Annotated in this window: 23 protein-coding genes and 1 riboswitch; of the genes, 13 read left to right on the top strand and 10 right to left on the bottom strand. The window is 70.9% G+C overall.

Features of this window, described 5'->3' with window-relative positions; genetic code table 11:
• Nucleotides 1-11 precede the first annotated feature (11 nt).
• The 9 genes from ACFYX0_RS30760 to ACFYX0_RS30720 all read left to right on the top strand — a co-directional run bounded on the left by ACFYX0_RS30760 (nt 12) and on the right by ACFYX0_RS30720 (nt 8756).
• Nucleotides 12-1217: an Ig-like domain-containing protein gene (locus ACFYX0_RS30760; RefSeq protein WP_388974898.1), complete on the top strand. Its 1206-nt coding sequence runs from the start codon at nt 12-14 to the stop codon at nt 1215-1217.
• Nucleotides 1218-1545: 328 nt separating this feature from the next.
• Entirely contained in the window at nt 1546-2817 is a 1272-nt protein-coding gene (locus ACFYX0_RS30755; RefSeq protein WP_388974895.1) for an Ig-like domain-containing protein, read from the top strand.
• Between the two features lie 84 nt (nt 2818-2901).
• On the top strand, nt 2902-3669 hold the full coding sequence (locus ACFYX0_RS30750; protein WP_355921464.1) for an enoyl-CoA hydratase-related protein: 768 nt from the start codon (nt 2902-2904) through the stop codon (nt 3667-3669).
• A 248-nt stretch (nt 3670-3917) separates the two neighbouring features.
• Entirely contained in the window at nt 3918-4490 is a 573-nt protein-coding gene (locus tag ACFYX0_RS30745; protein ID WP_355921526.1) for an ATP-binding protein, read from the top strand.
• A gap of 184 nt (nt 4491-4674) precedes the next feature.
• Nucleotides 4675-5514, top strand: a complete 840-nt coding sequence (locus ACFYX0_RS30740; RefSeq protein WP_388974892.1) for a polysaccharide deacetylase family protein — start codon at nt 4675-4677, stop codon at nt 5512-5514.
• Nucleotides 5514-6686 carry a hypothetical protein gene (locus ACFYX0_RS30735; RefSeq protein ID WP_355921458.1) on the top strand — a complete coding sequence of 391 codons (1173 nt, stop codon included), beginning with the start codon at nt 5514-5516 and terminating at the stop codon, nt 6684-6686. Before ACFYX0_RS30740 ends, ACFYX0_RS30735 begins: the two co-directional genes overlap by 1 nt.
• Nucleotides 6687-6731: 45 nt before the next feature.
• Nucleotides 6732-7643 carry a MerR family transcriptional regulator gene (locus tag ACFYX0_RS30730; RefSeq protein WP_388974890.1) on the top strand — a complete coding sequence of 304 codons (912 nt, stop codon included), beginning with the start codon at nt 6732-6734 and terminating at the stop codon, nt 7641-7643.
• 60 nt (nt 7644-7703) lie between these two features.
• On the top strand, nt 7704-7919 hold the full coding sequence (locus tag ACFYX0_RS30725; protein WP_355921452.1) for an EF-hand domain-containing protein: 216 nt from the start codon (nt 7704-7706) through the stop codon (nt 7917-7919).
• Nucleotides 7920-8045: 126 nt separating this feature from the next.
• A complete protein-coding gene (locus ACFYX0_RS30720; RefSeq protein ID WP_388974974.1) occupies nt 8046-8756 on the top strand; it encodes an NADPH-dependent F420 reductase in 711 nt (236 codons plus the stop codon).
• Nucleotides 8757-9015: 259 nt separating this feature from the next.
• Here the strand turns inward: ACFYX0_RS30720 and ACFYX0_RS30715 are convergent, their stop codons facing one another.
• Nucleotides 9016-9573, bottom strand: a complete 558-nt coding sequence (locus ACFYX0_RS30715) for a glycoside hydrolase family 25 protein (RefSeq protein ID WP_388974887.1) — start codon at nt 9571-9573, stop codon at nt 9016-9018.
• 85 nt (nt 9574-9658) lie between these two features.
• A complete protein-coding gene (locus tag ACFYX0_RS30710; RefSeq protein ID WP_388974971.1) occupies nt 9659-10681 on the bottom strand; it encodes a phosphatidylinositol-specific phospholipase C domain-containing protein in 1023 nt (340 codons plus the stop codon).
• 496 nt (nt 10682-11177) lie between these two features.
• Between ACFYX0_RS30710 and ACFYX0_RS30705 the strand changes: the two genes are divergently transcribed.
• Both ACFYX0_RS30705 and ACFYX0_RS30700 read left to right on the top strand, forming a co-directional pair.
• The gene (locus ACFYX0_RS30705) at nt 11178-12944 is read left to right on the top strand and encodes an endonuclease/exonuclease/phosphatase family protein (protein ID WP_388974885.1); all 1767 of its coding nucleotides are present in this window, start codon (nt 11178-11180) and stop codon (nt 12942-12944) included.
• A gap of 29 nt (nt 12945-12973) precedes the next feature.
• Nucleotides 12974-14953: a phosphocholine-specific phospholipase C gene (locus tag ACFYX0_RS30700; RefSeq protein WP_388974883.1), complete on the top strand. Its 1980-nt coding sequence runs from the start codon at nt 12974-12976 to the stop codon at nt 14951-14953.
• Nucleotides 14954-15123: 170 nt separating this feature from the next.
• Here the strand turns inward: ACFYX0_RS30700 and ACFYX0_RS30695 are convergent, their stop codons facing one another.
• From ACFYX0_RS30695 to gcvT, 8 genes are all read right to left on the bottom strand, one after another.
• Nucleotides 15124-15906 carry an ABC transporter permease gene (locus ACFYX0_RS30695; RefSeq protein ID WP_388974881.1) on the bottom strand — a complete coding sequence of 261 codons (783 nt, stop codon included), beginning with the start codon at nt 15904-15906 and terminating at the stop codon, nt 15124-15126.
• Complete coding sequence (locus ACFYX0_RS30690) at nt 15903-16895, bottom strand: ATP-binding cassette domain-containing protein (protein ID WP_388974968.1); 993 nt, start codon at nt 16893-16895, stop codon at nt 15903-15905. The genes ACFYX0_RS30695 and ACFYX0_RS30690 overlap by 4 nt, the downstream gene beginning before the upstream one ends.
• A gap of 97 nt (nt 16896-16992) precedes the next feature.
• Complete coding sequence (locus ACFYX0_RS30685) at nt 16993-17835, bottom strand: DUF4097 domain-containing protein (protein ID WP_388974879.1); 843 nt, start codon at nt 17833-17835, stop codon at nt 16993-16995.
• 90 nt (nt 17836-17925) lie between these two features.
• Nucleotides 17926-18447, bottom strand: coding sequence for a hypothetical protein (locus ACFYX0_RS30680; protein ID WP_388974877.1), 522 nt, complete (start codon nt 18445-18447; stop codon nt 17926-17928).
• Nucleotides 18448-18768: 321 nt separating this feature from the next.
• On the bottom strand, nt 18769-20136 hold the full coding sequence (locus tag ACFYX0_RS30675) for an L-serine ammonia-lyase (RefSeq protein WP_355904656.1): 1368 nt from the start codon (nt 20134-20136) through the stop codon (nt 18769-18771).
• A gap of 86 nt (nt 20137-20222) precedes the next feature.
• Nucleotides 20223-21485 carry a serine hydroxymethyltransferase gene (gene glyA, locus ACFYX0_RS30670; protein WP_355904659.1) on the bottom strand — a complete coding sequence of 421 codons (1263 nt, stop codon included), beginning with the start codon at nt 21483-21485 and terminating at the stop codon, nt 20223-20225.
• 12 nt (nt 21486-21497) lie between these two features.
• Nucleotides 21498-21875: a glycine cleavage system protein GcvH gene (gcvH, locus tag ACFYX0_RS30665; RefSeq protein ID WP_311695112.1), complete on the bottom strand. Its 378-nt coding sequence runs from the start codon at nt 21873-21875 to the stop codon at nt 21498-21500.
• A 107-nt stretch (nt 21876-21982) separates the two neighbouring features.
• Entirely contained in the window at nt 21983-23104 is a 1122-nt protein-coding gene (gene gcvT, locus ACFYX0_RS30660; protein WP_388974875.1) for a glycine cleavage system aminomethyltransferase GcvT, read from the bottom strand.
• 185 nt (nt 23105-23289) lie between these two features.
• A riboswitch (glycine riboswitch) is annotated at nt 23290-23400 on the bottom strand.
• A 171-nt stretch (nt 23401-23571) separates the two neighbouring features.
• Between gcvT and ACFYX0_RS30655 the strand changes: the two genes are divergently transcribed.
• Entirely contained in the window at nt 23572-24255 is a 684-nt protein-coding gene (locus ACFYX0_RS30655; protein WP_388974965.1) for an AAA family ATPase, read from the top strand.
• A gap of 115 nt (nt 24256-24370) precedes the next feature.
• Nucleotides 24371-25162, top strand: coding sequence for an enhanced serine sensitivity protein SseB (locus tag ACFYX0_RS30650; RefSeq protein WP_388974873.1), 792 nt, complete (start codon nt 24371-24373; stop codon nt 25160-25162).
• The last annotated feature ends 240 nt before the right edge of the window (nt 25163-25402 follow it).

Here is a 25402-nt window from a genome sequence, read left to right as displayed (position 1 = left end):
TTGGGTTCGGCGTGATCCACGTACAGACGCAACGGCGGCGCGCGGGAGCCGCGCTGGCCGCCGCACTGACCTGGGCAGGCCTGGTGACCGGCTGCAGCTCCGGATTCGACGAGGCGCTCGGCAAGTCGCCCGCGTCCCGGGACGTCATCCGCGTCTCCCCCGACGACGGCAGCAGGGCCGTGGGCCCCGGGAGGCGGCTGCGGGTACAGGTGGCCGACGGCCGGCTGGAGTCGGTGACCGTCGTCGCCGCCCAGGACGCGCAGGACACCCCGGTGCCCGGGCATCTCTCCGACGACGGCAGGGTCTGGCGGCCCGACGACGACCGTCTCGCCCTCGCCGCCCGCTACACCGTGGACGCGGTGGCCCACGACGGCAGCGGCCGCCGCTTCGCCCGGCACGCCACCTTCACCACGTTCGTCCCGGCCCGCCGGTTCATCGGCTACGTCACCCCCGAGGACCGTGCCACGGTCGGCACCGGGATGATCGTGTCCCTCCAGTTCAACCGGGAGATCGAGCACCGGGCCGCCCTGGAGCGCGCGATCCGGGTGACCGCGAGCCCGCCGGTGGAGATCCGCCCGCACTGGTTCGGCCGGGACCGCGTCGACTTCAGGCCCCGCCGGTACTGGCGGCCCGGCACCCGGGTCACCGTCGCGCTGCGGCTGCGGGACGTGGAGGGCGCGCCCGGGGTCTACGGCCTGCAGCACAAGACGTTCTCGTTCACCGTCGGCCGCAGCCAGGTCTCCCTCGTCGACGCGGCCGCGCACACGATGCAGGTCCGGCGCGACGGCCGGCTGATCGCCACCGTGCCGATCACCGCGGGCGCCCCGAAGACCACCACCTACAACGGGAAGATGGTGGTCATGGAGATGCTGGAGGTCACCCGCATGGACGGCCGCACGGTCGGCTTCGGCGGCGAGTACGACATCCCCGATGTCCCGCACGCCCTGCGTCTGACCGACTCCGGCACTTTCGTGCACGGCAACTACTGGGCACCCGGTGCCCCCGGGCGTGTCAACGTCAGCCACGGCTGCGTGGGTCTCAAGGATGTCAAGGGCGGCGACTCCCACACCCCCGCGGGCTGGTTCTACGACCGCAGCCTCGTCGGCGACGTGATCGAGGTCGTGCACAGCAGGGACAGGCAGGTCGCTCCCGACAACGGGCTCGGCGGCTGGAACATGAGCTGGCCGGAGTGGACGGCGGGCGTCGCGGACCGGTAGTCCGGAGGGGGCACGGACCGTCGGCCGGGAGGGGGTGCGCGGGGGGTGTGCGCCCGGCGGTCCGGGATGCTCCTTCGCGCGCCCGGAAGTTGGGACTGAACAGTGACAATCGCGGGGAGTCATCCGGCCGGGGCGTGTGATTAATTTGCGCAATGCGCGCGGGTCGCGAGCCGGAGCGGCAGCGACGTGCCAGGGGCGGGAGACCGAGCACGCGCAGGCCCGAAGGGCTGAGCACGGTCGGTGTCACCACCACCGGCTCGGGCGTCCCTGAGGCGCTGACATGTCGGGGTGTGCGGGCCTGATCAGGCCGTGCGAGGGGAGAACGAACGTGAACGGGCGACCGATATCGGGGGCGTCGGTTGATGCGCGGGGAAGACGGGAGCGGGGGAGCGGCAGTGCCCGGCGGGGACGCAAGGGGCTCACGGCACTGGTACTCGGTGCCCTCCTGGTGACCGCCACCGCGTGCGGCGGGGGAGGGAACGCCGCCTCGGGGGCCGGCGGCGGGAAGGGCAAGGACTCGGGGGAGGCCGCGAACAAGCAGTCGCAGGCCGTCGTCACCATCGCTCCCAAGAACGGCGCCAAGTCCGTGGACACCGGCGGCGCCCTCAAGGTGACCGCCGCCAAGGGCAAGCTGACCGAGGTCAAGGTCGAGGACACCAAGGGCCACGAGGTCGCCGGGACGATATCCGGCGGGGGCACCACCTGGACGCCCTCGACCCATCTGACCGGAGCCACGACGTACAAGGTGCACGCGGTCGCCAAGGACTCCGCGGGGCTCGCCTCCGCCGAGGAGTCCTCGTTCACCACGCTCACCCCGCAGCACACCTTCATCGGCACCTACCAGCCGGACGACGGCACCACCGTCGGCGTCGGCATGCCGTTCTCGATCCACTTCACCCGGGGCATCACCCACCCGGCGGCCGTCGAGAAGGCCATCACCATCAAGACCGAGCCGGCCGTCGAGGTCCGCGGCCACTGGTTCGGCAACGACCGTCTCGACTTCCGGCCCGAGGAGTACTGGAAGGCCGGCACCGAGGTCACCGTGAAGCTCGACCTCGACGGTGTCGAGGGCCGTCCGGGCGTCTACGGCAAGCAGGCGAAGACCGTGCACTTCACCATCGGCCGCAGCCAGGTCTCCACCGTCGACGCCAAGACCCACAAGATGGTCGTCAAGCGCGACGGCAAGGTCATCAAGACCCTCCCGGCCACCACAGGCAAGCCGGGCTACGACACCTGGAACGGCCAGATGGTCATCAGCGAGCGCCTCGCCGTGACCCGGATGAACGGCGAGACCGTCGGCTACGGCGGCGAGTACGACATCAAGGACGTGCCGCACGCCCAGCGTCTGACCGACTCCGGCACCTTCATCCACGGCAACTACTGGGGCGGCGACGCCTTCGGCAACTACAACGCCAGCCACGGCTGCGTCGGCCTGCGCGATGTGCGCGGCGGCTACGACAAGTCCGTGCCGGCCGCGTGGTTCTACGACAACTCGATGATCGGCGACGTCGTCGTCGTGCAGCACTCCCACGACCGGACGGTCGCGCCCGACAACGGGCTCAACGGCTGGAACATGCCCTGGAGCGAGTGGATCAAGTAGAAGCACCCGAGAGGCCGGGCCCGGTGCACCGCTGTGAGCGAGTGCACCGGGCCCGGCCCGTTAGTGCCCGTTAACCTACCTGGCATGACTGTGCATCTCGAAGTCGCCGAGGGCGTCGGCACCCTGCGCCTGGACCGCCCGCCGATGAACGCGCTGAATGTCGCCGTCCAGGACCGGATCAGGGAAATCGCCGAGGAGTTCACGCGCCGCGAGGACGTGCGCGCCGTGATCCTCTACGGCGGGGAGAAGGTGTTCGCGGCGGGCGCGGACATCAAGGAGATGCAGGGCATGGACCACACCGCGATGGTGCTGCGCTCCCGTGTCCTGCAGGACTGCCTGACCACCGTGGCCCGCATCCCCAAGCCGGTCGTCGCCGCCGTCACCGGCTACGCCCTGGGCGGCGGCTGCGAGCTGGCGCTCTGCGCGGACTACCGCATCGCCGCCGAGGACGCGAAGATCGGGCAGCCGGAGATCCAGCTCGGCCTGATCCCGGGAGCAGGCGGCACCCAGCGGCTGGCGCGCCTGATCGGCCCGTCGAAGGCCAAGGACCTCATCTTCACCGGGCGGATGGTGAAGGCCGACGAGGCGCTGTCGCTGGGCCTCGTGGACCGGGTGGTGCCGGCCGGGGAGGTGTACACCGAGGCGCACGCCTGGGCCGCCAGGCTCGCCAAGGGGCCCGCGATCGCGCTGCGCGCCGCGAAGGAGTCCATCGACGCGGGCCTGGAGTCCGACATCGAGACCGGGCTCGCGGTGGAACGCAGCTGGTTTGCGAGCCTGTTCGCGACCGAGGACCGGGAGCGCGGCATGCGCAGCTTCGTGGAGGAGGGCCCCGGCAAGGCGAAGTTCGTCTGACGGGACCGGCGGACGGCGGGGCGGATCTGAGAATTGTTCAGGAAATCACGCTGATCAACTTGCAGTTGACGCCGTGTCTTATCCGCCGTCCCTCGAAGGAGCGGATTACGGCAGCCTTAAGACAACCTTAAGGCTGCTCCGCCGCCGACAACCGGCTCATGCCGTCAACTGACCTTTGACTGCAGGTCAGTTGGGGTATGTACGACCCCAAGTTGCGCCTGGCATATGTCAATCGAATCGTGTGGGATATGTGGTGCCTGGGGTCGTGTTCCGTCGTATCGCCCCCCGGCAGGCCCCTGGGCGGCCATGATGGGGGCATGGCGGGGCTGGAGGGTATCGAACAGCCGCGGCGGCACGCGAGTGCGACCGCGGCACGCTGGTCGCCTGCGGTCGAGGACGAACGGGCGCTGAAGGCACTGGAGTTGTACGGCAACCCCGCCGAGATGGAAGTTCCGCTTCCGTCCCTCCCCGAATCCGCGGCCATCGCGCGCCGTCTCGCCCAGGTGGTGGTCCTGCGCCACTGGGGGCTCTCTCCGAGAATGGCCGAGGACACGGTCCTGCTCGTCTCCGAACTCGTCGGCAACGCCGTACGGCACACCGGCGCGCGCATCTTCGGATTACGCATGCACCGGCGCAGGGGCAGGATCCGTATCGAGATCCGCGACCCCTCCCGAGGGCTGCCCTGCCTGATGCCCGTACAGGAGCTGGACGTCAGCGGCCGCGGACTCTTCCTCGTCGACAAGCTCGCCGACCGCTGGGGCGTCGACCTGCTGCCGCGGGGCAAGATGACATGGTTCGAGATGCGCGCCGCCGACCGCTGACCGGGCCGCCCGGCCGAACCGCATGCGTGCGCCCGCGGACCGGAACCACGGATGCGCAACGGGGTTCGGTCATGGAACCCTACCTGTGCCGGGTCTGTGGACGGTTCGTCCTATCATGCGCCGGTGCGACCCGCCCGGCCGCCAGGTGGGCCAATCGCCGCTTTGGGCGTCGTCTGCCCCTTAAATGGGGAGAGTGACCACGCCCGTCCCCTCCCCGCCACCGGACCCTGCGACGGGCACCGCACGCTCGGTGCCCGACCGCCGCTCGGCGCTGCGCGCGGGCGCGGTGCTCGCCGCCGGCGCGTTCGCCACCGCCTGTTCCCCCGGCCCCACCGTCGTCCATCCCGCGCTTCCCTCCCCCTCCGACGGCGGCGGTTCCCCCGGCGCCGGCACCTGGGCGCCCACGCCGCGCTCCTTCCCCGGGCAGCCCGCCGAGATCGAGCACGGCCCGCGCGACCGGCCCCGGGTGGCCCTCACCTTCCACGGGCAGGGCGACCCCGGCATCGCCGCGGCGATCCTCGACCGGGCCGAGGACGCGGACGCGAAGGTCACCGTGCTCGCGGTCGGCACCTGGCTGGACGAGCACCCCGACATCGTCCGCCGGATCCTGAGGGGCGGTCACGACCTGGGCAACCACACCCAGCGCCACCTCGCCATCAACACCATGACCGAGGCGGAGGCACGCGCGGAGATCCAGGGATGCGCGGACCGGCTGCGGCGGCTCACCGGGTCCATCGGCACCTGGTTCCGCCCCTCGCGCGCGCCCCGCGCCAGCCCGCTCGTCGAACGGCTGGCCCGTGACGTCGGCTACCCGCACGTCCTGTCGTACGACATCGACTCGCGCGACTACACCTCGCCGGGCGCCCCGGCCGTCACCCGGAAGGTCACCGACGAGATCCGCAACGGGTCGGTGGTGAGCCTGCACTTCGGGTACGCGGACACGGTCGCAGCCCTCCCCGACATCCTCCACGAACTCGACCATCGTGGCCTCGCCGCGGTGACCACCACGGAGCTGCTGAGCTGATGCCCCTCTCGACCGCCTCGCGCGTACTGATCGCCGGCGCCGCCCTCGTCGCGCTCGCCGGCTGCAGCAGCGGACACCACAAGGACCGGGCCCTGCCCTCCAAGGCCCCCATCGACCGAGCCCAGCAGCAGAACGCCGTGCGGGTGCTGCCGGGCATGCCGCCCGTGCTCGACCCGAGCGACATCTACTCGGCCGACCGGCCGGGCCGGCTCTCCGAGGTGGTCAAGGACTTCCCGTCCCGGGTCTACGTCCCCAACACCAACTCCGACACCGTGACCGTCATCGACCCGAAGACGTACCAGGTCCTGGACACGATCCCGGTCGGCCGCCAGCCCCAGCACGTGGTGCCCTCCTGGGACCTGAAGACCCTGTGGGTCAACAACGACCTGGGCAACTCCCTCACGCCCATCGACCCGAGAACCGGCGAGGCGGGCAAGCCCGTCGCCGTGCACGACCCGTACAACCTGTACTTCACGCCGGACGGGCGGTACGCGGTCGTGATGGCCTCCAGGGACCGCGAGCTGGTGTTCCGCGACGCGCACACCATGAAGGTGGTCAAGACCCTGCCGGTGAGCTGCTACGGCGTCAACCACGCCGACTTCTCGATCGACGGCCGTTACTTCATCGTCTCCTGCGAGTTCAGCGGGGAACTGCTCAAGGTCGACACCGAGAAGATGGAGGTGACCGGCGAGCAGAAGCTGGCGGTCCACGGAGCCATGCCGCAGGACGTCAAGCTCTCCCCGGACGGCAAGACCTTCTACATTGCCGACATGGTGGCCGACGGACTGTGGATCCTGAACGGCGACACCTTCGCCAAGCCGTCCTTCCTCGCCACCGGCAAGGGGGCGCACGGTCTCTACGTCAGCCGCGACTCCCGCGAGATGTACATCTCCAACCGGGGCGAGGGCACGATCTCCGTCTTCGACTTCGCGAAGGACAAGCTGACCGCCAAGTGGCGCCTGCCGGGCGGCGGCAGCCCCGACATGGGCGGCGTCTCCACCGACGGCACCGTGCTGTGGCTGTCGGGCCGGTACAACTCCGAGGTCTACGCCATCGACACCCGGACCGGGAAGCAGCTCGCCCGGATCAGGGTGGGCAGCGGCCCGCACGGCCTCGCGGTCTATCCGCAACCGGGCCGCTACTCCCTGGGGCACACGGGCGTCTACCGCTGACCCGGGCTTGAGTCTCCACCCACTGGAAGGCCCAGACTCGGAGGCATGAACGACAGCGGCACCGGTCTCTTCACCATCGGCGAGCTGGCGCGGGCCACCGGACTGACCGTCCGCACCATCCGGTACTGGTCGGACGAGGGCGCCCTGCCCCCGGTCGCCCGCTCCTCGGGCGGCTACCGGCTCTACGACGCGCGGTCCGTGGCCCGTCTGGAACTCGTCCGCACCCTGCGCGAACTGGGCCTCGGCCTGGACGACGTGCGTGGCGTGCTGGCCGGCGAGCGAACCGTCGCCGAGTTGGCGGCCGCGCATGTGGCGGCCCTGGACGCGCAGATCAGCGCCCTGAAGGTGACCCGGGCGGTGCTGTCGACGGTGGCCCGGCGCGGCTCGAGTGCGGAGGAGGCGACCCTGATGAACAGACTGGCACGGCTGTCGGTGGCCGAGCGGAAACGGATCATGGAGGCGTTCGTGGAGGAGATGCTCCACGGGCTCGACACCGTCGATCCGGAGATCCGGGAGCGGATGCGCCGCTCGGCCACGGAGCTGCCGGAGGACCCCACGCCCGAGCAGGTGGACGCCTGGGTGGAGCTGGCCGAGATGGTGCGGGACCCGGAGTTCCGGGACCTGATGCGGAAGGCGGCCGAGTTCAACGCGGCCGACCGGGGGCCCGAGGTGCCCGCCGGAACATCCCTGTGGTTCGTCAGACGGCTCGTCGACCTGGTGGGCGCGGCACGGCGGCGCGGGGTCGCCCCCGAGGCCCCCGAGGCCGACGCGGTGCTGCGCGAACTGCTCGGCGACGCCGACCCGGCCGCGGTGCTGGAACGCATGGAGACGGCCTTCGACGAGCGGGTCGCCCGCTACCGCGCACTGCTGTCCGTGGCGAACGGCTCGCCCGCGCCACCGCACGGGGAGGACTTCGCCTGGGTGGTCGCCGCACTGAGGGCGCGGACGGACCGTTAATCTGACCTCCGTCAGTAGGACGGCCGTACGACGGCAAAGGCACCAAGAAGGGGCGGATCGGTGGCGGACATCGAGGAAGCACGCAGTCAGTTCGAGCGGATCGATGCGGACGGTGACGGATTCATCACCGCCGCCGAGTTCAAGTCGGCCCTGGCCCAGGGCGGCGACTGGAACGTCACCGACGCGGTGGCCGAGGCCGTCATCAAGACCCGTGACCTGAACGGCGACAAGGTCCTGTCGTTCGACGAGTTCTGGACGTACCTGAACAAGCAGTGACACGACCGCTCGCGCGTCGGGGCGCCCGTCCTCCCGGGGACGGGCGCCCTTCGCCGTTCCGGGTGCCGACGCGCCCGGACGGCCCCGTCGAGGAATAGCCCGCGCGGTGCGGCGGTTGGTGCTGCCCTGGACGCTGTACAAGGACACCGACCCCCCGGAAGGGCGAGGCGAGTCATGAAGATCGGCATCATCGGCGCGGGCAACATCGGCGGCAATCTCACCCGGCGGCTCACCGCCCTCGGGCACGAGGTCTCCGTCGCCAACTCCCGAGGACCCCACACACTCACCGCACTGGCCGAGGAGACCGGCGCGCAGCCCGTCCCGGTCGAGGAGGCGGCCCGCGGCGCCGAGGTCGTCGTGGTCACGGTCCCCCTCAAGGCCGTACCGGACCTGCCGTCCGGACTGCTGGACGGCGCGGCCGAGGGCGTCGCCGTGATCGACACCGGCAACTACTACCCCAGGGAGCGGGACGGCAGGATCGGGGGCATCGAGGACGAGGGCATCACCGAGAGCCGCTGGACCGAGCGGCAGATCGGCCACCCCGTGATCAAGGCGTTCAACGGCACCTACGCCCAGGACATCCTGGACCGCCCCCGCCCGGCCGGCGATCCCGACCGGATGGCGCTCCCGGTCGCGGGCGACGACGAGACGGCGAAGCGCACGGTGCGGGCCCTGATCGACGAGCTGGGCTTCGACACGGTCGACGCGGGCGGCATCGACGACTCCTGGCGCCAGCAGCCCGCCACCCCCGTGTACGGCCTGCGCGCCGGCACGGACGGGGTCACCAAGGCCCTGGCGGAGGCGTCCGCGGAGCGCACACCGGAGTTCCGGGGCTAGTGCTGCGACCGGAAAGGTACACCGGCTCGCGACGCCCGGCACGGCACCTCGCCGCGTTGTCGCATCGCCCGAGTACATCCAGTACTCGGGCGATGCTCCGCCTTTGCGATGCTCCCCCACTGCCTGAAAGGCGTGGGGGCACCCCCAGCACCGGACGCCGCGAGCCGTCCGGCAAACCTTTCCGGCCACAGCACTAGCCGCCACCGACGCCGGGCGGACCGGTGAACGCGGCCCGCCCCGGCCTCCGCCCGTGTGCGGCTCAGGTACCCGCCGCCCACTGCTGGAGCCCGGCCTTGGTCGTGAAGTTCGCGACGTCGCGGTCCACGGGGTCGGAGGTGTACTGGTGGAAGCGCCACGCCGCCTGGATGCGGGGCTTGCCCGCCGTGACGTAGTCGGCGATCCACAGACCGTCCCCGGCGTAGGAGGTGGTGTCGATGGTGAGCCAGAAGTTGCGGTTGGTGTAGAGGACGACGCGGTTGTGGGGCCGCAGGCTCTTCACCTGGCGGATGAAGCTGTCCTTCTCGGCGTTGCTCGCGTGGGTCCCGTCGCCGGTCGTCTCCCAGTCCACGGCCAGCACGTCGTCCGCCCGCTCCGGGGCCTTGGAGACGAAGTGCTCGGCCTGGGCCGCGAGGTCCCCGGGCCACAGGAAGTGATAGAAGCCGACCACGCAGCCGGCGTCGCGGGCCGTCTTGGTCTGGGCGGTGAGCTTCGGGTTCACATACGAACGCCCCTCCGTCGCCTTGATGAAGACGAAGGAGAGGCCGCTCGTGTCGTAGGCGGACGACTGGTACGCGCTGACATCGATGCCTTGCAGCATGGGAGCTCCCTGAAGTGCTCGTGGGGGGCAGGGATCGCTGCCTGGTTCACCCTGGTACAGGTGGTATGCCCCCTGAGCGGGAGTATCAGCCGCGGTCGGCCACCGAACTCAGCACCGAGGCCGACTTGGCCGACCAGTCCGAGGTGATCACGCTCGCGTCGTGCGAGGCCAACAGCGCGAGCCGGGCCGCCACTTCCGCGTCCGTCGGGTTCGTGGACGAGATCGCCGGCGAGACGCTCGCGGCGTCCGTCATGATCAGGAAGTAGTGGTTGGCGTCGTACCAGGGGGTGTCGTAGCCGTTGTTGACGTACGTCGCCGCGTCCCCGTCGAAGAACACGAACCAGGGGCGGATCGAGGCGTCGTAGCGACTGGTGCGAGGGTCGCCGTTCGCGGCGCCGAGCACGGCCGGGAAGGCCTGCGCCTGGGCGATCTTCCCCGCCGCGTACAGGTCGTGCAGGTGATCGCCGTACTCCTGGTCCGTCCAGTAGTGGTCGAACGGGTTGGCCTGCTCCACGGTGCCGGGGATCAGCTCGAAGAGGAACTTGCCCTTGAGGGAGTCGCGGGAGGGCCAGGCGTTCGCCTTGGCCGCCGCGTCCAGGGAGGGGTACGACCCGCCCAGCAGGTCGGCCGGCTTGTACACGCTGTTTCCGAGCTTCTGAGACACCAGTGTGTCGAACTCGTTCGGGCCGAGCCCGCCCTTGGCGTTGAAGCCGACCTTCATCTCGACCTTGAACACGATCGGCGGGTGGTCGGGGTGGAGCTGGTTCCACGCCGCGATGTTGTCCAGGCAGCTGCCCAGGTCCTGGTTGCGGGCCTTGCTGTACAGCTCACCCGGGGTCTTCGCGGCCTCGCAGTTGTTGTCGTTGCCGAACGGGTTGCTGTGGCTCACCCGCCACCGATGGGTCAGGCTGTCCACGTACACGTCCAGTTCGAGCAGCGAGGCCCCGGAGTCCAGCGCCTGCGCGAAGTAGGTGTACTTGGCCTTGTCATAGGCGTTGTGCGTCCCGATCGTGGTCGCATCGGCGAAGTCGGGCCCCGCCGCACGGGCGTTCCCCCCAACGCCCGTCACCATCACGGCGGCACCCAGCAACGCCGCCACGCGTCTCATCACTCGCACGTCAACTCCCTTTCTATACAGTCGAGTTGGCGGCAGCCTAGAAGCGCGGGATTACTGCGCGGTAGCCCCAGGGGGAACATCGGCCCCCGCGCTACGAGGTCGCCGTCCGCCGCGCGGCGGTGTGCGGAACGCATCCCGGAATCACCCTGCTGTGTGCACAGATCGGTGCGCGTCACCGAAGGGCCCGGAGTGCCGCGTCCCTTTGACCACCCCGGTCCGCGCGAGCTGGTGCCACCGGCCTTCCGGTACGGCCGTTGAGCCCGACCGACTCACAAATCCCCAGTTCAGAAAGGTTGTCGAGATCGGAAGTCGCTCGCTCTCCACGCACAGGGCATCCTCAGATTTCCGTCTACTTCCCGGATGACGGCAACCCGTCGTTCACTGGCCCGTCGCTCTCGAACGGCTTGCTGAGGGTGAAGTTATCTAGACAACTTTGCTCACTGGGGGATCGCAGCGGCGACCCCGGGGGCGGAGAGGACCCGACACCGTGCCACCCCTCTCACAGGCCGTCGCATCCGGCAGCAGCATCGCGATCGCCTCCACGACGCCCCCGCAGCGGGGCGACAAGCTGACCTTCGCCTGGGCGACCGACGCGCCCGACGCGAAGAACTGGATCGGCGTCTACGACGGCGACCGGCAGCCCCGCAGCGGCAGCAGCTCCCTCGTATGGGCCTATGTGCCCGACGCCGCCTCCGGGCAGACGACCGTCGACACCTCCGGCCTCAGCGGAGGCCCGTACACCGCGTACCTGCTGGCCAAGGACGGCTACGACATCCTCGCCCGGACCGAGGCGTTCAGCTTCGCCGGGGCGCCCACCGGCTCCTCGATCACGCTGACCACACCCGCCCCGCACGAGGGGGACAAGGTCTCCTTCCACTGGGCGACCGACGCGCCCGACGCGAAGAACTGGATCGGCGTCTACGACGGCGACCGGCAACCCGGGCACGGCGCCTCTCTCGCCTGGGAGTACACCCCCGGTGTCTCCGGCGACATCACCATCGACACCTCCGGCCTCAGCGGCGGCCCGTACACCGCCTACCTGCTGGCCAAGGACGGCTACGGCGTCCTGGCCCACACCGCCGCGTTCACCTTCACGGTCCGGCCCGTGTTCCCGCGCCCGCACGCGGTCGTGGACGCCGTCACCACCGCCCCGCAGACCGCGGGCACGGCCTTCTCGGTGAAGCTGGGCGGCCTGTGGATCAGACCGGAGGGCAACGCCGCGGGCAGCGCGGCCTTCAGACGGGTCGCGGGCGACGGGTGGCTGTCGGTGGCCGCGGACGGCACGGTCGAGGGCAAGGCTCCGGCCATCGCCCCGCGGACGCCCGGCCGGATGGTGGTCGCCGTCACCGACAGTGCCGTCGGCACCGACACCGTCACCGTCCAGGTGCCCGTGCGGGCCTCCCGGGACCGGCTGCGGCTGAAGGTCGCCACGCTGAACCTGTGGGACGCCGGTACCCACATCGACGGGTTCCTGGAGAAGCAACTGCGGCTGGTGCTCACCCAGGGCCTGGACGTCGTGGCGCTCCAGGAATGCGGCGACGACGGGGCCGGGAACCTCGCCGGGGCGCTCGGCTGGCATGTGCACCAGGCCGGTGGCCTCGGCATCGTGAGCCGCTATCCGCTCACCGACGTCGTCGCCCCGACCACGGCGCTCCCGGCCGCCGCCGCGACGCTGCACCTGCCCGGCGACCGCACGGTGCGGCTGTGGACGGCCCAGCTCGACGAGGCCGCCTACGGCCCGTACGCGCTGCTGGCGGGACGGACGCCCGCACAGGTCGAGACGGCGGAGAAGGGAACGGCACGCTACCGGCAGGCGCAGGCGCTGGTGGCCGCGATGCGCTCGGATCTGGCCTCCCGTACCCCCGTCGTGCTGGCGGGCGGCCTCGCATCGCCCTCCCACCACGACTGGACGAACCGGACGGCGTCCGCGCACGGGGGAGTGGGCCGGGTCGAATGGCCGGTCACCGAGGCGCTGGCGAAGGCCGGACTCGTCGACGCCTTCCGGGACGCCAACCCCAGCCCGGCGAAGGCGCCCGGCATCACCTGGTCCCCCGTCAGGCCGCAGCACGAGGGCGGTGGCGTGGAACCCCAGGACCGGATCGACCAGGTCCAGTACGCGGGGCGGCTGAAGGTGCTGGAGGCCCACAGCCTGTTCACCGGCTGGCCCCGGCCCGTGCCGGACACCTCCGCCAACGGCTGGCCCTCCGACCACGCCGCCGCCGTCGTCGCCTTCTCCCTGTCCGCCCGCGGCTGACCCCCGAACGACCGAAGGACCTTCCTCTCATGACCGAGATCAGCCGCCGCACCTTCATCGGCACCACCGCGGCCGGCGCCGCCCTCGCGGCCGGACTCCCCGGCACCGCGGAGGCCGCGGAGGCTGCGGGCCGCACCGCCCGGCACGGCAGCATCGCCGACGTCAAGCACGTCGTCATCCTGATGCAGGAGAACCGCAGCTTCGACCACTACTTCGGCACTCTGAACGGCGTACGGGGCTTCGGCGACCGTCAGGCCTCCGTCCTCGCGGGCGGCGACTCCGTGTTCCGCCAGCCCTCCAGAGGCCGCAAGGAGGGCTATCTGCTGCCCTTCCGCATGGACACCACGAAGTACAACGCGCAGAACGCGGGCGGCCTCGCGCACGACTGGGACACCGGCCACAACGCCGTCAACCACGGCGCCATGGACAAGTGGGTGCAGTCCAAGGGCGAGCGCACCATGGGCTACTTCACCCGCGCGGACATCCCCTACCAGTACGCCCTGGCCGACGCCTTCACCCTCTGCGACGGCTACTTCTGCTCCCTGAACGGCCCCACCGACCCCAACCGCCTCTATCTGTGGACCGGCACCGCGGGCCCCGGCGTCGACGGCACCACCGGCCCGTGGACCGACAACACTCCTGTCACGGGCAACCCGGTGGCCGACTGGACGACGTACGCCGAGCGCCTGGAGAAGGCCGGCGTCAGCTGGCGCGTCTACCACAACCCGGACGGCTCCGACGACCGGTACGGGGACTACGACGACAACGCGCTGTCGTACTTCAAGCAGTTCCACGAGTTCCCCAAGGACGACCCGCGCTACATCAACGCCATGACGAAGTGGGACCTCACGGCGTTCGACAAGCACTGCAAGGACGGCACCCTGCCCACGGTCTCCTGGCTGGTGGCGCCGTACCTGTTCTGCGAGCACCCGAACGCCAGCCCCGACTACGGCGCCCACTGGGTCGACACCGCGCTGCAGTCGCTGTTCTCCAATCCCGAGGTGTGGAAGCACACCGTCTTCCTCCTGATGTACGACGAGAACGACGGCTACTTCGACCACGTCATCCCGCCGTTCCCCGAGGCGGGCACCAAGGACGAGTTCGCGAACGGCAAGCCCATCGGTCTGGGCAGCCGGGTGCCGCTGTGGGTGGTGTCGCCGTGGTCGCGCGGCGGCTGGACCAACTCCCAGGTGTTCGACCACACGTCGGTGCTGCGCTTCCTCGAACGCGTCACCGGAGTGCAGGAGCCCAACATCTCCGACTGGCGGCGCACCGTCTGCGGCGACCTCACCAGCTGCTTCGACTTCACCAAGCCCGACTACGGCATCCCCGACCTGCCCGACACGGTCGCCCTGATGGCCAAGGCCGACGCCGGCAACTCCCTGCCGCCGGTGAAGATCCCCGACCAGCAGTCCATGCCCGCGCAGGAGGAGGGCACGCGCCCGCATCGCGCGCTTCCGTACCGGCCGTGGGCCGATGTCACGGTCGACCGCGCCACGGGCAAGGTCACCTGCACGCTCACCAACCAGGGCAGCGTCGGCTACCACTTCACCGTGCTGCCGAACACCGCCCTGCCCTTCACCGGCACCCCGTTCACGGTCCCGCCGCATGCCTCCCGCACCTATGTGTGGGACGCCACGGCCACCGACGGCCGCTACGACTTCTCCGTGTACGGCGCCGACGGGTTCGTCCGCCGCTTCTCCGGCACGGTCGTCCGCGAGGGCCAGGACGACGTGGCCGTGCCGTCGGTCACCGCGACCCTGCGGCACCCCGGGCGCCCGGAGCACGCGACGGTGGAACTGGACCTGCGCAACGCCGGCGGCACGGAGGTGGCCTTCACGATCACCCCGAACGACTTCGCCGGCAAGGAACAGACCGTGTGGGTCAAGGCCGACGGCCACACCCGGCTGACGTGGCGCACCGAGGACGGACGCTACGACGTCACGGTCACCGCGGCGACGGGCACCCGCTTCGCCCAGCGCTACGCGGGAACCGTGCACGCCGGGTGAGCCACCGCCCGGGCGGGACCGGCCGTGGGCTGCGGCTCATGGCCCACGGCCGGTCCCTCCGGGCGATGGATGCGGAACGACCGCGAGCGGAGGGCTTTGTGGGAATCGAGCCCTCCGCTCGCGGTGCCTGTGCGAGATCCGAGATCGGACCGAGGTCGAGAGACAGGCCCTCAGCGCTTGGTGGTGCTGTTGAACAGTGAGCGCGACCAGACGTAGCCGACCAGGGTGATGCCGGCGCACCAGGCGAGCGCGATCCAGGCGTTGTCGCCGATCGCGGAGCCGGAGAGCAGGCCGCGCAGGGTCTCCGTCATCGGGGTGAACGGCTGGTTCTCGGCGAACCAGCGCAGGCCCGGCGACATCGAGCCGGCCGGTACGAACGCCGAGCCGAGGAACGGCAGGAACTGGATCAGCAGCGGCTTGTTGCTCGCGGACTCGACGGTCTTGGAGATCAGACCGAGCGCCACCGACAGCCAGGTCACCGCGAAGGCGATGGCCGTGAGGAGGCCGGCCGCCGCCAGCCACTCCAGCGGGGTCGCCCCGGACCGGAAGCCGACGGCGAGCGCGACGCCCACGACCGGGACCATGCACACCATCGTCTGGATGACGCTGCCGAGGACATGCCCCGTCATGAACGACGACCGCGTGATGTTCATGGTGCGGAAGCGGTTGATGATGCCCTCGGTCATGTCGGAGCAGACCGCGATCGAGGTCGACATCGAGCCGGCGGCCACGCCCATGATGATGATGCCGGGGGTGAGGTAGTTCACGTACGTGTCCCGGCCGCCGCCCATGCCGGCGCCGATCGAGTCACCGAAGGCGTACACGAACAGCAGCAGCATAAGGATCGGCATCATGGCGCTGCCGAGCCCCACGGACGGATAGCGGATCGCGTGCTTGAGGTTGCGCCGCAGCATCGTCGTCGAGTCGTGCACGGCGTAGGTGAGGGTGCTCATCGCAGGGTCTCCTTGACGTGGAGCGGGGAGGCGGTGGTGCTCTCGCCGGTCAGGACGAGGAACACGTCGTCGAGGTCGGGGGTGTGCACGGAGAAGCCGGCGGCCCGGATGCCGGCGGCGTCGAGCCGGTCGAGCAGCGCGCGCAGCGCGTCGAGGCCGCCGTCGCCCGCCACCCGCAGCGCGAGGTTCTCGTCGTCCCGAGCCGCGCCGGGGAAGGCGGCGGCCGCGCGCTCGTACTCGGCGGACTCGGTGAACCGCAGCCGTACGTGACTGCCGGGGATCTGCGCCTTGAGCTCGTCGGCGGTGCCCTCGGCGACGATCCGGCCGCCGTCGAGCACGGCGATCCGGTCGGCCAGCTGGTCGGCCTCCTCCAGGTACTGGGTGGTGAGGAAGACGGTGGTGCCGCCCGCGACCAGCGAGCGCACCGTGTCCCACATGGTGCGGCGGCTGCGCGGATCGAGCCCGGTCGTCGGCTCGTCCAGGAAGATCACCTGAGGGTCGCCGACCAGCGTCATGGCGAGGTCGAGCCGGCGCCGCATACCGCCGGAGAAGGTCGCGGCCCGGTTCTTCGCCACGTCCGCGATGCCGAACCGCTCCAGCAACTCCTTGGTCCGGGCCCTGCCTTCACGCTTGCCCAACCGCAGCAGGTCGGCCATGAGGAGCAGGTTCTCCTCGGCGGTGAGCAGGTCGTCGAGCGCGGAGAACTGCCCGGTGACGCCGATCGCGGCGCGCACCCCGTCCGGCGACGTGGCGACGTCGTGGCCCGCGACCTGGGCCTGCCCGCCGTCGGCGGCGATGAGCGTGGACAGGATCTGCACGGTGGTGGTCTTGCCCGCGCCGTTGGGCCCGAGCAGCGCGAACACGGACCCGGCCGGGATGCGCAGATCGATGCCGTCGAGCACGGTCTTGTCGCCGTACGCCTTGCGCAGACCGATGGTGGAGACGGCGGCGGGCGGCATTGGACCGACCCCCTGACTGGGTGTGGGCATGACAGAAGAAGGCATGGAGTCCTCCCGTTCGAGGGCTGAAGCGACTGGGGAGTGGGCGAAAGCGACTGGGGAGTGGGTGAGTCGGCGGCGCCGGTGCTCAGAGCCGGGCGCGGCGTACGTCGATGTTGCCCCAGCGGGTCCTGGCGCGGACCTCGACGGTGTCCTCGGTCTTGTCCGGGGCCTCGGAGGCGGCGATCGCGTTGCGCACCTGCCCGCGCTCGGAGCTGACGTCGAGCCAGGCGGCGGTGCCCTCGCGGACGCCGACCTCGATGGCGCCGTACGAGGTCTCCAACTGGACGGTGCCACGGGCGACTTCGGCGACGCGCAGGGTGCCGTGGGCGGTGGTGGCGGTGACCGAGCTCTCGGCGCGTGTGACGTCGATGTCGCCGTGGGCGCCGCTCACCCGCAGGTCGCCGGTCACGGCGCCGACGACCGTGGTGCCCTGCGAGTTCTTCAGGACGGCGGGGCCGTCGACGGTACCGACGCGCAGGCTGCCGGAACTGGTGGTGATGTCGGCCGTGCCCTCGACCCGGTCGACGGTGATCGAGCCGTGGGAGACGGTCAGCTTGAGCGGCCCGGTCGCGTCGAGGCGGACGTCACCGACCGAGGACTTCACCCGGACCTCGCCGAGCCGGCCCTGGCCGAGCACCTGGATCCAGGAGCCGTTCACGTCGACGCGCGAGCCGGCGGGCAGGTCGACGGTCACATCGACGGTGCCACTGGGCCCGATGAAGGCGCGCTCCCTCGTCCTCACGGTCAGGACGCCGCTCGCGTACGTGACCTCGGTCTGTTCGGCGGCCCGTACGTCCTTGCCCCGCTTCTGGCTGCCGGGTTGCACCTCCACGACGGTGTCGAGGCGGTCGCTCGTGGTGAAGCGGATGGAACCGGCGCCCACGTGGGCGGCGACCGAAATCGGTCCGGGAGTGTCGAAAGTAGGCATGGCTGTGCCGTCCTCATGAGTCCTTGGGGTGTCCCTGCAGGTGGGACGTGGTGTGAGTGAAGTGCCCTGCTGAAGCGGGCGCGGGCGCGGCTAGCGCACCCAGCCCGTGAAGCTCTGCCCGACGGTGCTGGTCCGCTGCGTGGCACGTGGTGGCTGCGCACCGCCGTCGACCGCGGCCGACACGGCCCGCACCAGCCACGCGTTGACCGACAGGCCCTCGCGGCTCGCGGCCTCCTCGGCGCGCACCTTGAGGTGGGCCGGCAGCCGCAGATTGACGCGGGCGGTGCCGCCCTCGTCGACCTCGGCGGGCACCGGTGCCTTGAGCGGTTCGACGGGTGGGGCGGCCGTCTCCGCCGGGCCGCTGTCGACGGGCGGCAGCGTCACCACGAAGTCGGGGTCCAGACCGCGCAGCCGTACGTCGACCGAGCCGGGGGCGAGCTCACGGGTGATCTCGTCCATCGCGGCGGAGAGCACATTGAGCATGGTCAGACGGGTCGCCGACTCCAGAGGAGCGGTGAGCCGCTCGGCCAGCTCGCGAGCATCCTCCCCGCCTGCCTCGGCGGCCACCGCGAGTTCACGGCGGAGGGTGTCGACATACGGGGTGAGGTCCATGACGTCATAGTGGCACCACGATGGCGCCATATGCAAGCCTCAATGGTGCGCCGCGACGCGTCGGCTTGAGGGAAGTCGCCCTGACCTGCGGAAACGTGAAGGTGTCGACGTGGGTCATCGTGGCGCCATGCGTGCTCATGCAGCCATGCGGGCGCGAAATGGCACCACGTGACACCACATGGCACCACGTGGTGCCACTCGGCGTCGCGTGACGCCACTCGATGCCTTGTGACGCCGCAACGGGTGGGACGTCGACAGAGAACCCCGGCGGTCACCTTCCCGCCGGGGTTCTTCAACGCTGCACAGGTTTTCCGACCGGCCTCAGCACTCGATGATGTTGACCGCGAGCCCGCCCCGCGCCGTCTCCTTGTACTTGACGCTCATGTCCGCCCCGGTCTCCTTCATCGTCTTGATGACCTTGTCCAGGGAGACCTTGTGGGAGCCGTCGCCGCGCATCGCCATGCGGGCCGCCGTGACCGCCTTGACCGCCGCCATGCCGTTGCGCTCGATGCACGGGATCTGGACCAGACCGCCGACCGGGTCGCAGGTCAGGCCGAGGTTGTGCTCCATGCCGATCTCGGCCGCGTTCTCCACCTGCTCGGGGGTGCCGCCCAGGACCTCCGCCAGCGCGCCCGCCGCCATCGAGCAGGCCGAGCCGACCTCGCCCTGGCAGCCGACCTCCGCGCCGGAGATGGAGGCGTTCTCCTTGAAGAGCATGCCGATCGCGCCCGCGGCGAGCAGGAAGCGGACCACGCCGTCCTCGTCCGCGCCGGGCACGAAGTTGATGTAGTAGTGCAGCACCGCCGGGATGATGCCCGCGGCGCCGTTCGTCGGGGCCGTGACCACCCGGCCGCCGGCGGCGTTCTCCTCGTTCACGGCCATCGCGTAGAGGGTGATCCACTCCATCGCGCGGGCCAGCGGGTCGCCCTCGGCGCGGAGCTGGCGCGCGGTGACGGCCGCGCGGCGGCGAACCTTCAGGCCGCCCGGCAGGATGCCCTCACGGGACAGGCCGCGGGTCACACAGCCCTGCATAACCTGCCATATCTCCAGCAGGCCCGCACGGATCTCCTCCTCCGTGCGCCAGGCCCGCTCGTTCTCCAGCATCAGCGAGGAGATCGACAGACCCGTCTCCTTGGTCAGGCGCAGCAGCTCGTCGCCGGTGCGGAAGGGGTACTTCAGCACCGTGTCGTCGAGCTTGATGCGGTCCGCGCCGACCGCGTCCTCGTCGACGACGAAGCCGCCGCCGACCGAGTAGTAGGTCTTGGTGAGCAGCTCGGCCCCCGTGGCGTCGTACGCCCACAGGGTCATGCCGTTCGCGTGGTAGGGCAGCGCCTTGCGGCGGTGCAGCACCAGGTCGTCGTCGAAGGAGAACGCGATCTCGTGCTCGTCGAGCAGCCGGAGGCGGCCGGACTCCTTGATGTCCTCCACCCGCTGGTCGGCGCCCTCCACGTCCACCGTGCGCGGCGAGGCGCCCTCGAGGCCGAGCAGAACGGCCTTGGGTGTGCCGTGGCCGTGGCCGGTGGCGCCCAGGGAGCCGTACAGCTCGGTGCGCACGGACACGACCGATTCCAGCAGGGCCTCGTTGCGCAGACGCAGGGCGAACAGGCGCGCCGCGCGCATCGGGCCGACCGTGTGGGAGCTGGACGGGCCGATGCCGATCGAGAACAGGTCGAAGACCGAGATGGCCACGGGTACTCCTCAATACGGGGGTGGTGCAGGGGCCGGCCGGGCACCGCGCCTCTCTCCAGTGTGCGCGGTGCCGGCCGAAGGGTGACTTACCGGGCGAGAGCCGGGTACAGCGGGTGCTTGTCGGCCAGGGCCTTCACCCGGTCCTTGAGCGCCTCGGCGTCGTAGGACGGCTTGAGCGCCTCGGCGATGACGTCCGCGACCTCGGCGAAGTCCTCGGCCGTGAAGCCGCGGGTCGCCAGGGCGGGCGTGCCGATCCGAAGGCCCGAGGTGACCATCGGGGGGCGCGGGTCGTTCGGGATCGCGTTGCGGTTGACCGTGATGCCGACCTCGTGCAGACGGTCCTCGGCCTGCTGGCCGTCCAGCTCGGAGTTCCGCAGGTCGACCAGGACCAGGTGCACGTCGGTGCCGCCGGACAGCACGTCCACGCCCACGGCCCGGACGTCGTCCTTGACCAGGCGCTCGGCCAGGATGCGGGCGCCCTCCAGCGTCCGCTGCTGCCGCTCCTTGAAGTCCTCGCTCGCCGCGACCTTGAAGGCGACCGCCTTGGCGGCGACCACATGCTCCAGGGGACCGCCCTGCTGACCGGGGAAGACCGCGGAGTTGATCTTCTTGGCCAGCTCGGCCGTCGAGAGGATCACGCCACCGCGGGGGCCGCCCAGCGTCTTGTGGGTGGTGGTGGTGACCACGTGGGCGTGCGGGACCGGGTTCGGGTGCAGACCTGCCGCGACCAGACCGGCGAAGTGCGCCATGTCGACCATGAGGTACGCGCCGACCTCGTCCGCGATCCGGCGGAAGGCGGCGAAGTCCAGCTGGCGCGGGTACGCCGACCAGCCCGCGACGATCAGCTTCGGGCGGTTCTCCTTGGCGAGGCGCTCGACCTCGCCCATGTCCACGGTGCCGTCGTCGCCCACGTGGTACGCGACCACGTTGTAGAGCTTGCCGGAGAAGTTGATCTTCATGCCGTGGGTCAGATGGCCGCCGTGTGCCAGGTTCAGACCCATGATCGTGTCACCGGGCTGGAGCAGCGCGAACATCGCGGCCGCGTTGGCCTGCGCACCCGAGTGCGGCTGCACATTGGCGTGCTCGGCGCCGAAGAGCGCCTTGACGCGGTCGATGGCGATCTGCTCGACCACGTCGACGTGCTCACAGCCGCCGTAGTAGCGGCGTCCCGGGTAGCCCTCGGCGTACTTGTTGGTGAGGACCGAGCCCTGGGCCTCCATGACCGCGACCGGGGCGAAGTTCTCCGAGGCGATCATCTCGAGGGTGGACTGCTGGCGGTGCAGCTCGGCGTCGACGGCCGCGGCGACATCCGGGTCGAGTTCGTGCAGGGGGGTGTTCAGAAGCGACATGGATGTGGTTCCTCAGCTGCCGGAGAACTCGGTGTACTCGTCCGCGGTGAGCAGGTCGGAGGGCTCCTCCGACACGCGTACGCGGAACAGCCAGCCGCCCTCGAAGGGGGCGGAGTTCACCAGCGACGGGTCGTTCACCACGTCCTCGTTGACCTCGGTGACCTCGCCGGAGACCGGGGAGTAGAGGTCGCTGACCGACTTGGTCGACTCCAGCTCGCCGCAGGTCTCGCCCGCGCTCACCGTGTCACCGACCTCCGGGAGCTGAACGAACACGACATCGCCGAGCGCGTTGGCCGCGTGCTCCGTGATGCCGACCGTCGAGACGCCGTCCTCGGCGCCCGACAGCCACTCGTGCTCCTTGCTGTAACGCAGCTGCTGGGGGTTGTTCATGGCCTGAATTCTCCTGTACGCGCGGGAGTGGTGGTGAAGGGGGACTGCTGAAGGCGTTCGTGAGCAGGCCGGACGGGACGGTGCGACGTCCGGCCCGGGCCCAGTGTCTACTTCTGGCGCTTGTAGAACGGCAGCGCCACGACCTCGTACGGCTCGTGGCTGCCCCGGATGTCCACCGCGACCCCGGCCGTGCCGGGCGCGGAGTGCGCGGCGTCGACGTACGCCATCGCGATCGGCCGGCCCAGCGTGGGGGAGGGCGCGCCGGAGGTGACCTCGCCGATCACCTCGCCGCCGGAGACGACTGCGTACCCGGCCCGCGGCACCCGCCGGCCCTCGGCGACCAGGCCGACCAGGACGCGCGGCGGGTTCTGCGCGGCGCGCTGGGCGGCCTCGTGGAGCGCCGCGCGCCCCACGAAGTCGCCCTCCTTCTCGAACTTCACGACCCGGCCGAGACCGGCGTCGAAGGGGGTCAGGGAGGTGGTCAGCTCGTGCCCGTACAGCGGCATGCCCGCCTCCAGGCGCAGCGTGTCCCGGCAGGACAGACCGCAGGGGATCAGGCCGACCGGCGCACCCGCCCCGGTCAGCGCCTGCCACAGCTTCTCGGCGTGCTCGGGGGCGACGAACAGCTCGAAGCCGTCCTCGCCGGTGTAGCCGGTCCGGGCGATCAGCGCCGGGACGCCGGCGACCGTGCCGGGCAGGCCCGCGTAGTACTTGAGGCCGTCGAGGTCGGCGTCGGTGAGGGACTTCAGGATGCCGGGCGACTCCGGGCCCTGGACGGCGATCAGCGCGTAGGCGTCGCGGTCGTCGCGCACCTCGGCGTCGAAGCCGGCGGACCGTTCCACCAGCGCGTCCAGCACCACCTGGGCGTTGGAGGCGTTGGCGACGACCATGTACTCCCGCTCGCCGAGCCGGTACACGATCAGGTCGTCGAGGATGCCGCCGTCCGCCTGGCAGATCATGGTGTAGCGGGCGCGGCCGACGCCGACCGAGCCGATGTTGCCGACCAGCGCGTGGTCGAGCAGCCGGGCCGCGTCCGGGCCGGTCACCGTGATCTCGCCCATGTGCGAGAGGTCGAAGAGGCCCGCCTTCGTCCGGACCGCGAGGTGCTCGTCGCGCTCGGAGCCGTATCGCAGGGGCATGTCCCAGCCGGCGAAGTCGGTCATCGTCGCGCCCAGCGAACGATGCAGGGCATCGAGCGCGGTACGGCGCAGGGGGCTGCTACTGCTCATCGGTTGTGCTCCCAGGGCGATGGGGTCCCGGCGCGCGAACGAAGCCGGGCGCAGGGGGAGGGCGAGGTGGTTTCCTCCCCATCTGTCATCGGAACCTGAGAGGTTCGCCATGACCCCGCGGGGCGGGTCGTCACGGCTTGCACCTTGGGTGGAGCCACCTGAAGCGGCCCGCTTTCCAGATGTGCCTCGCCCGCGCGGTATCGGGGCCTGAGAGATTCAAGGGAGGGACTTGCTCCTTCGGCGCCCGGGCGGACGTACGGCGACGTACGGACCCGGGACTCTCCCGCGCGGATTCAAGCGGCCGGTATGCAGTTGGCGGGCACATCATTGCACGCCTTGTCCGATCATGGCAGGGCCGTATCCGTGACCGGCTTGTGGCGCTACGGCGACACCATCACGAGACACCGCCCATTACCTTCTCTTTACGCTCGACGGGGACGGGACTTCCTGACCCCCAGGGGAGGACGATCACGGTGGACAGGACGACGGCGTACGCGACGATCTCGGGCATCGCGGTGCCCGCCCAGCCGGGCTCCCCGGCCCGTCGGGCCCGCAGCGAGCCGCGGGCGGTGGCGGGCGCCCGGGTCCGCGATCTGCGGGGCCGGGCGGGCCGGGGCCCCCGGGGGCTCACCTTCCGGGCGGGCGACATCGTCGTGATCACCGGGCTGCCCGGCAGCGGCAAGTCCACCCTCATGCGCCGGGCGGTGCGGGGCGCGCGGATCGACTCCCAGGACGTCCGGGACCGCTGGGACGAGCGGCTGTCCCGCTTTCTGCCGTACGCGGTCTATCGCCCCCTCGTCCGCCTCGCCCACTACGCCGGCCTGCGCCGCGCCCTGCGCGCCCGCACCGGAGTCGTCGTCCACGACTGCGGTACGCAGACCTGGGTGCGCGCCTGGCTGGCCCGCGCGGCCCGCCGCCGCGGCGGCGCCCTCCATCTGCTCGTGCTCGACGTCACCGCGGACACGGCCCTGGACGGTCAGCGCGAGCGCGGCCGTGGCGTCTCGCGGTACGCGTTCCTCAGGCACCGCCGGGCCACCCGGCGCCTGCTGGGCTCCGTCGCGAGGGGAACCGTCCCGGACGGCTGCGGCTCGGTGGTCCTCCTGGACCGGGAGGCGGCGGACGTCCTGCACCGGATCGACTTCGCGGACTGAGGCGGGCGCCGGGGCGGAGGCGGACGTCGGACCGACCCCGCGAACACACCCCCCGCACCCGTTAGCCTTTCGGTCCTCAGCAGTGGTTTCTCAGCTCTTTCGCAGGCGGTAGCAGATGGACTTCCCGGCGGATCTTCCCGCGGACTTCCCCGCACAGACACACCCCCATCCGCACGGCGGATGGCCGGGCAACGAACTGGAAGAGGTGCTCTCCGCCTCGCTCGGCGTCCCGTCGGCCGGCGGCCGGATCGTGGAGGTCCTCGGCCGCAGCTTCCTGTGGGTGCCGCTGCCGAGCGGCGGGGGCCCGCAGAGCGGCCCGCTCGATCTGCCCACGCTGGAGATCGAGGGGCAGGCGTATGTACCGGTGTTCAGTTCGGAGGAGCAGTTCCGCCAGGTCGTCGGCAACCACATGTCGTACACGATCGCGCCCGCCGTCGAGTTCGCCCGCGGGCTGCCCCCGCAGGTCGGCATCGCCGTCAACCCGGGCGGGCTGGTGGGCGTGCCGCTGCCGCCGGCCGCGGTGGCCGAGCTGTGCCGCGGCGGGCGCACCGAACTGGACGGCCCGGTGAGCGGCGGACGGGTCCGGCTCTTCGAGCCCGACTGGCAGGACGACCCGGTGGACTTCCTCGCCGCCGCGTCGGCCGAGTTCGCCGCGACGGGGGTCGTGCTCACCGCCCGCCGCTGCCTGGCGGTGATCGAGACCGCCGACCCGGTGATGTTCATCGGCGTCGAACTCGCCGCCGCGGAGGCCGACATACGGACGCTTCCGCTGGACGCGCTCGGCCGGGCGCTCGGCCGGGTCCCGGTGGGAATGCCCGTGAACATGGTGTTTCTGGATGTGGCGCAGGACCCGGTCGGGGAGTGGCTGCGGGAGCAGGTGCGGCCCTTCTACCAGCACGGTTACTGAACTGCCCGGAAACGCGGCGCGCGCTGCCGTCACGATGTGGGGTGGCGCGCGTCGGGGTGCTGTCAGTATGGCGCCCTAACCTGGTTTCATGGCCGGGACGGAACACGCGGTTTCCGGCTCGGGGCGGGGGTCCGGCCCCCGGCACGGCCGCGGGGGAGTGCAGTGTCCCGCGGACAGGGGAGAATGGCTCGGTCGGGGTGACGCGGCTGAAATCCGTGCACCACGCACCGAAGACCTCCG

It is taken from the genome of Streptomyces sp. NPDC002573 (assembly GCF_042889625.1).
GTDB lineage: Bacteria > Actinomycetota > Actinomycetes > Streptomycetales > Streptomycetaceae > Streptomyces > Streptomyces gibsoniae.
Note: the sequence above shows the minus strand (reverse complement) of the source record. Positions and strands in the feature narration are given on the sequence as shown.

What these genes read in the sequence shown, in the direction of transcription:
- ACFYX0_RS30680 (WP_388974877.1), bottom strand. Translation starts at nt 18,447, where the DNA reads ATGGACCTCACCCCGTATGTCGACACCCTCCGCCGTGAACTCGCGGTG.
- ACFYX0_RS30730 (WP_388974890.1), top strand. Translation starts at nt 6,732, where the DNA reads ATGAACGACAGCGGCACCGGTCTCTTCACCATCGGCGAGCTGGCGCGG.
- ACFYX0_RS30690 (WP_388974968.1), bottom strand. Translation starts at nt 16,895, where the DNA reads ATGCCCACACCCAGTCAGGGGGTCGGTCCAATGCCGCCCGCCGCCGTC.
- ACFYX0_RS30700 (WP_388974883.1), top strand. Translation starts at nt 12,974, where the DNA reads ATGACCGAGATCAGCCGCCGCACCTTCATCGGCACCACCGCGGCCGGC.
- ACFYX0_RS30750 (WP_355921464.1), top strand. Translation starts at nt 2,902, where the DNA reads ATGACTGTGCATCTCGAAGTCGCCGAGGGCGTCGGCACCCTGCGCCTG.
- ACFYX0_RS30735 (WP_355921458.1), top strand. Translation starts at nt 5,514, where the DNA reads ATGCCCCTCTCGACCGCCTCGCGCGTACTGATCGCCGGCGCCGCCCTC.
- ACFYX0_RS30745 (WP_355921526.1), top strand. Translation starts at nt 3,918, where the DNA reads ATGTGGTGCCTGGGGTCGTGTTCCGTCGTATCGCCCCCCGGCAGGCCC.
- gcvT (WP_388974875.1), bottom strand. Translation starts at nt 23,104, where the DNA reads ATGAGCAGTAGCAGCCCCCTGCGCCGTACCGCGCTCGATGCCCTGCAT.
- gcvH (WP_311695112.1), bottom strand. Translation starts at nt 21,875, where the DNA reads ATGAACAACCCCCAGCAGCTGCGTTACAGCAAGGAGCACGAGTGGCTG.
- ACFYX0_RS30695 (WP_388974881.1), bottom strand. Translation starts at nt 15,906, where the DNA reads ATGAGCACCCTCACCTACGCCGTGCACGACTCGACGACGATGCTGCGG.
- ACFYX0_RS30650 (WP_388974873.1), top strand. Translation starts at nt 24,371, where the DNA reads ATGGACTTCCCGGCGGATCTTCCCGCGGACTTCCCCGCACAGACACAC.
- ACFYX0_RS30740 (WP_388974892.1), top strand. Translation starts at nt 4,675, where the DNA reads ATGGGGAGAGTGACCACGCCCGTCCCCTCCCCGCCACCGGACCCTGCG.
- ACFYX0_RS30710 (WP_388974971.1), bottom strand. Translation starts at nt 10,681, where the DNA reads ATGAGACGCGTGGCGGCGTTGCTGGGTGCCGCCGTGATGGTGACGGGC.
- ACFYX0_RS30685 (WP_388974879.1), bottom strand. Translation starts at nt 17,835, where the DNA reads ATGCCTACTTTCGACACTCCCGGACCGATTTCGGTCGCCGCCCACGTG.
- glyA (WP_355904659.1), bottom strand. Translation starts at nt 21,485, where the DNA reads ATGTCGCTTCTGAACACCCCCCTGCACGAACTCGACCCGGATGTCGCC.
- ACFYX0_RS30715 (WP_388974887.1), bottom strand. Translation starts at nt 9,573, where the DNA reads ATGCTGCAAGGCATCGATGTCAGCGCGTACCAGTCGTCCGCCTACGAC.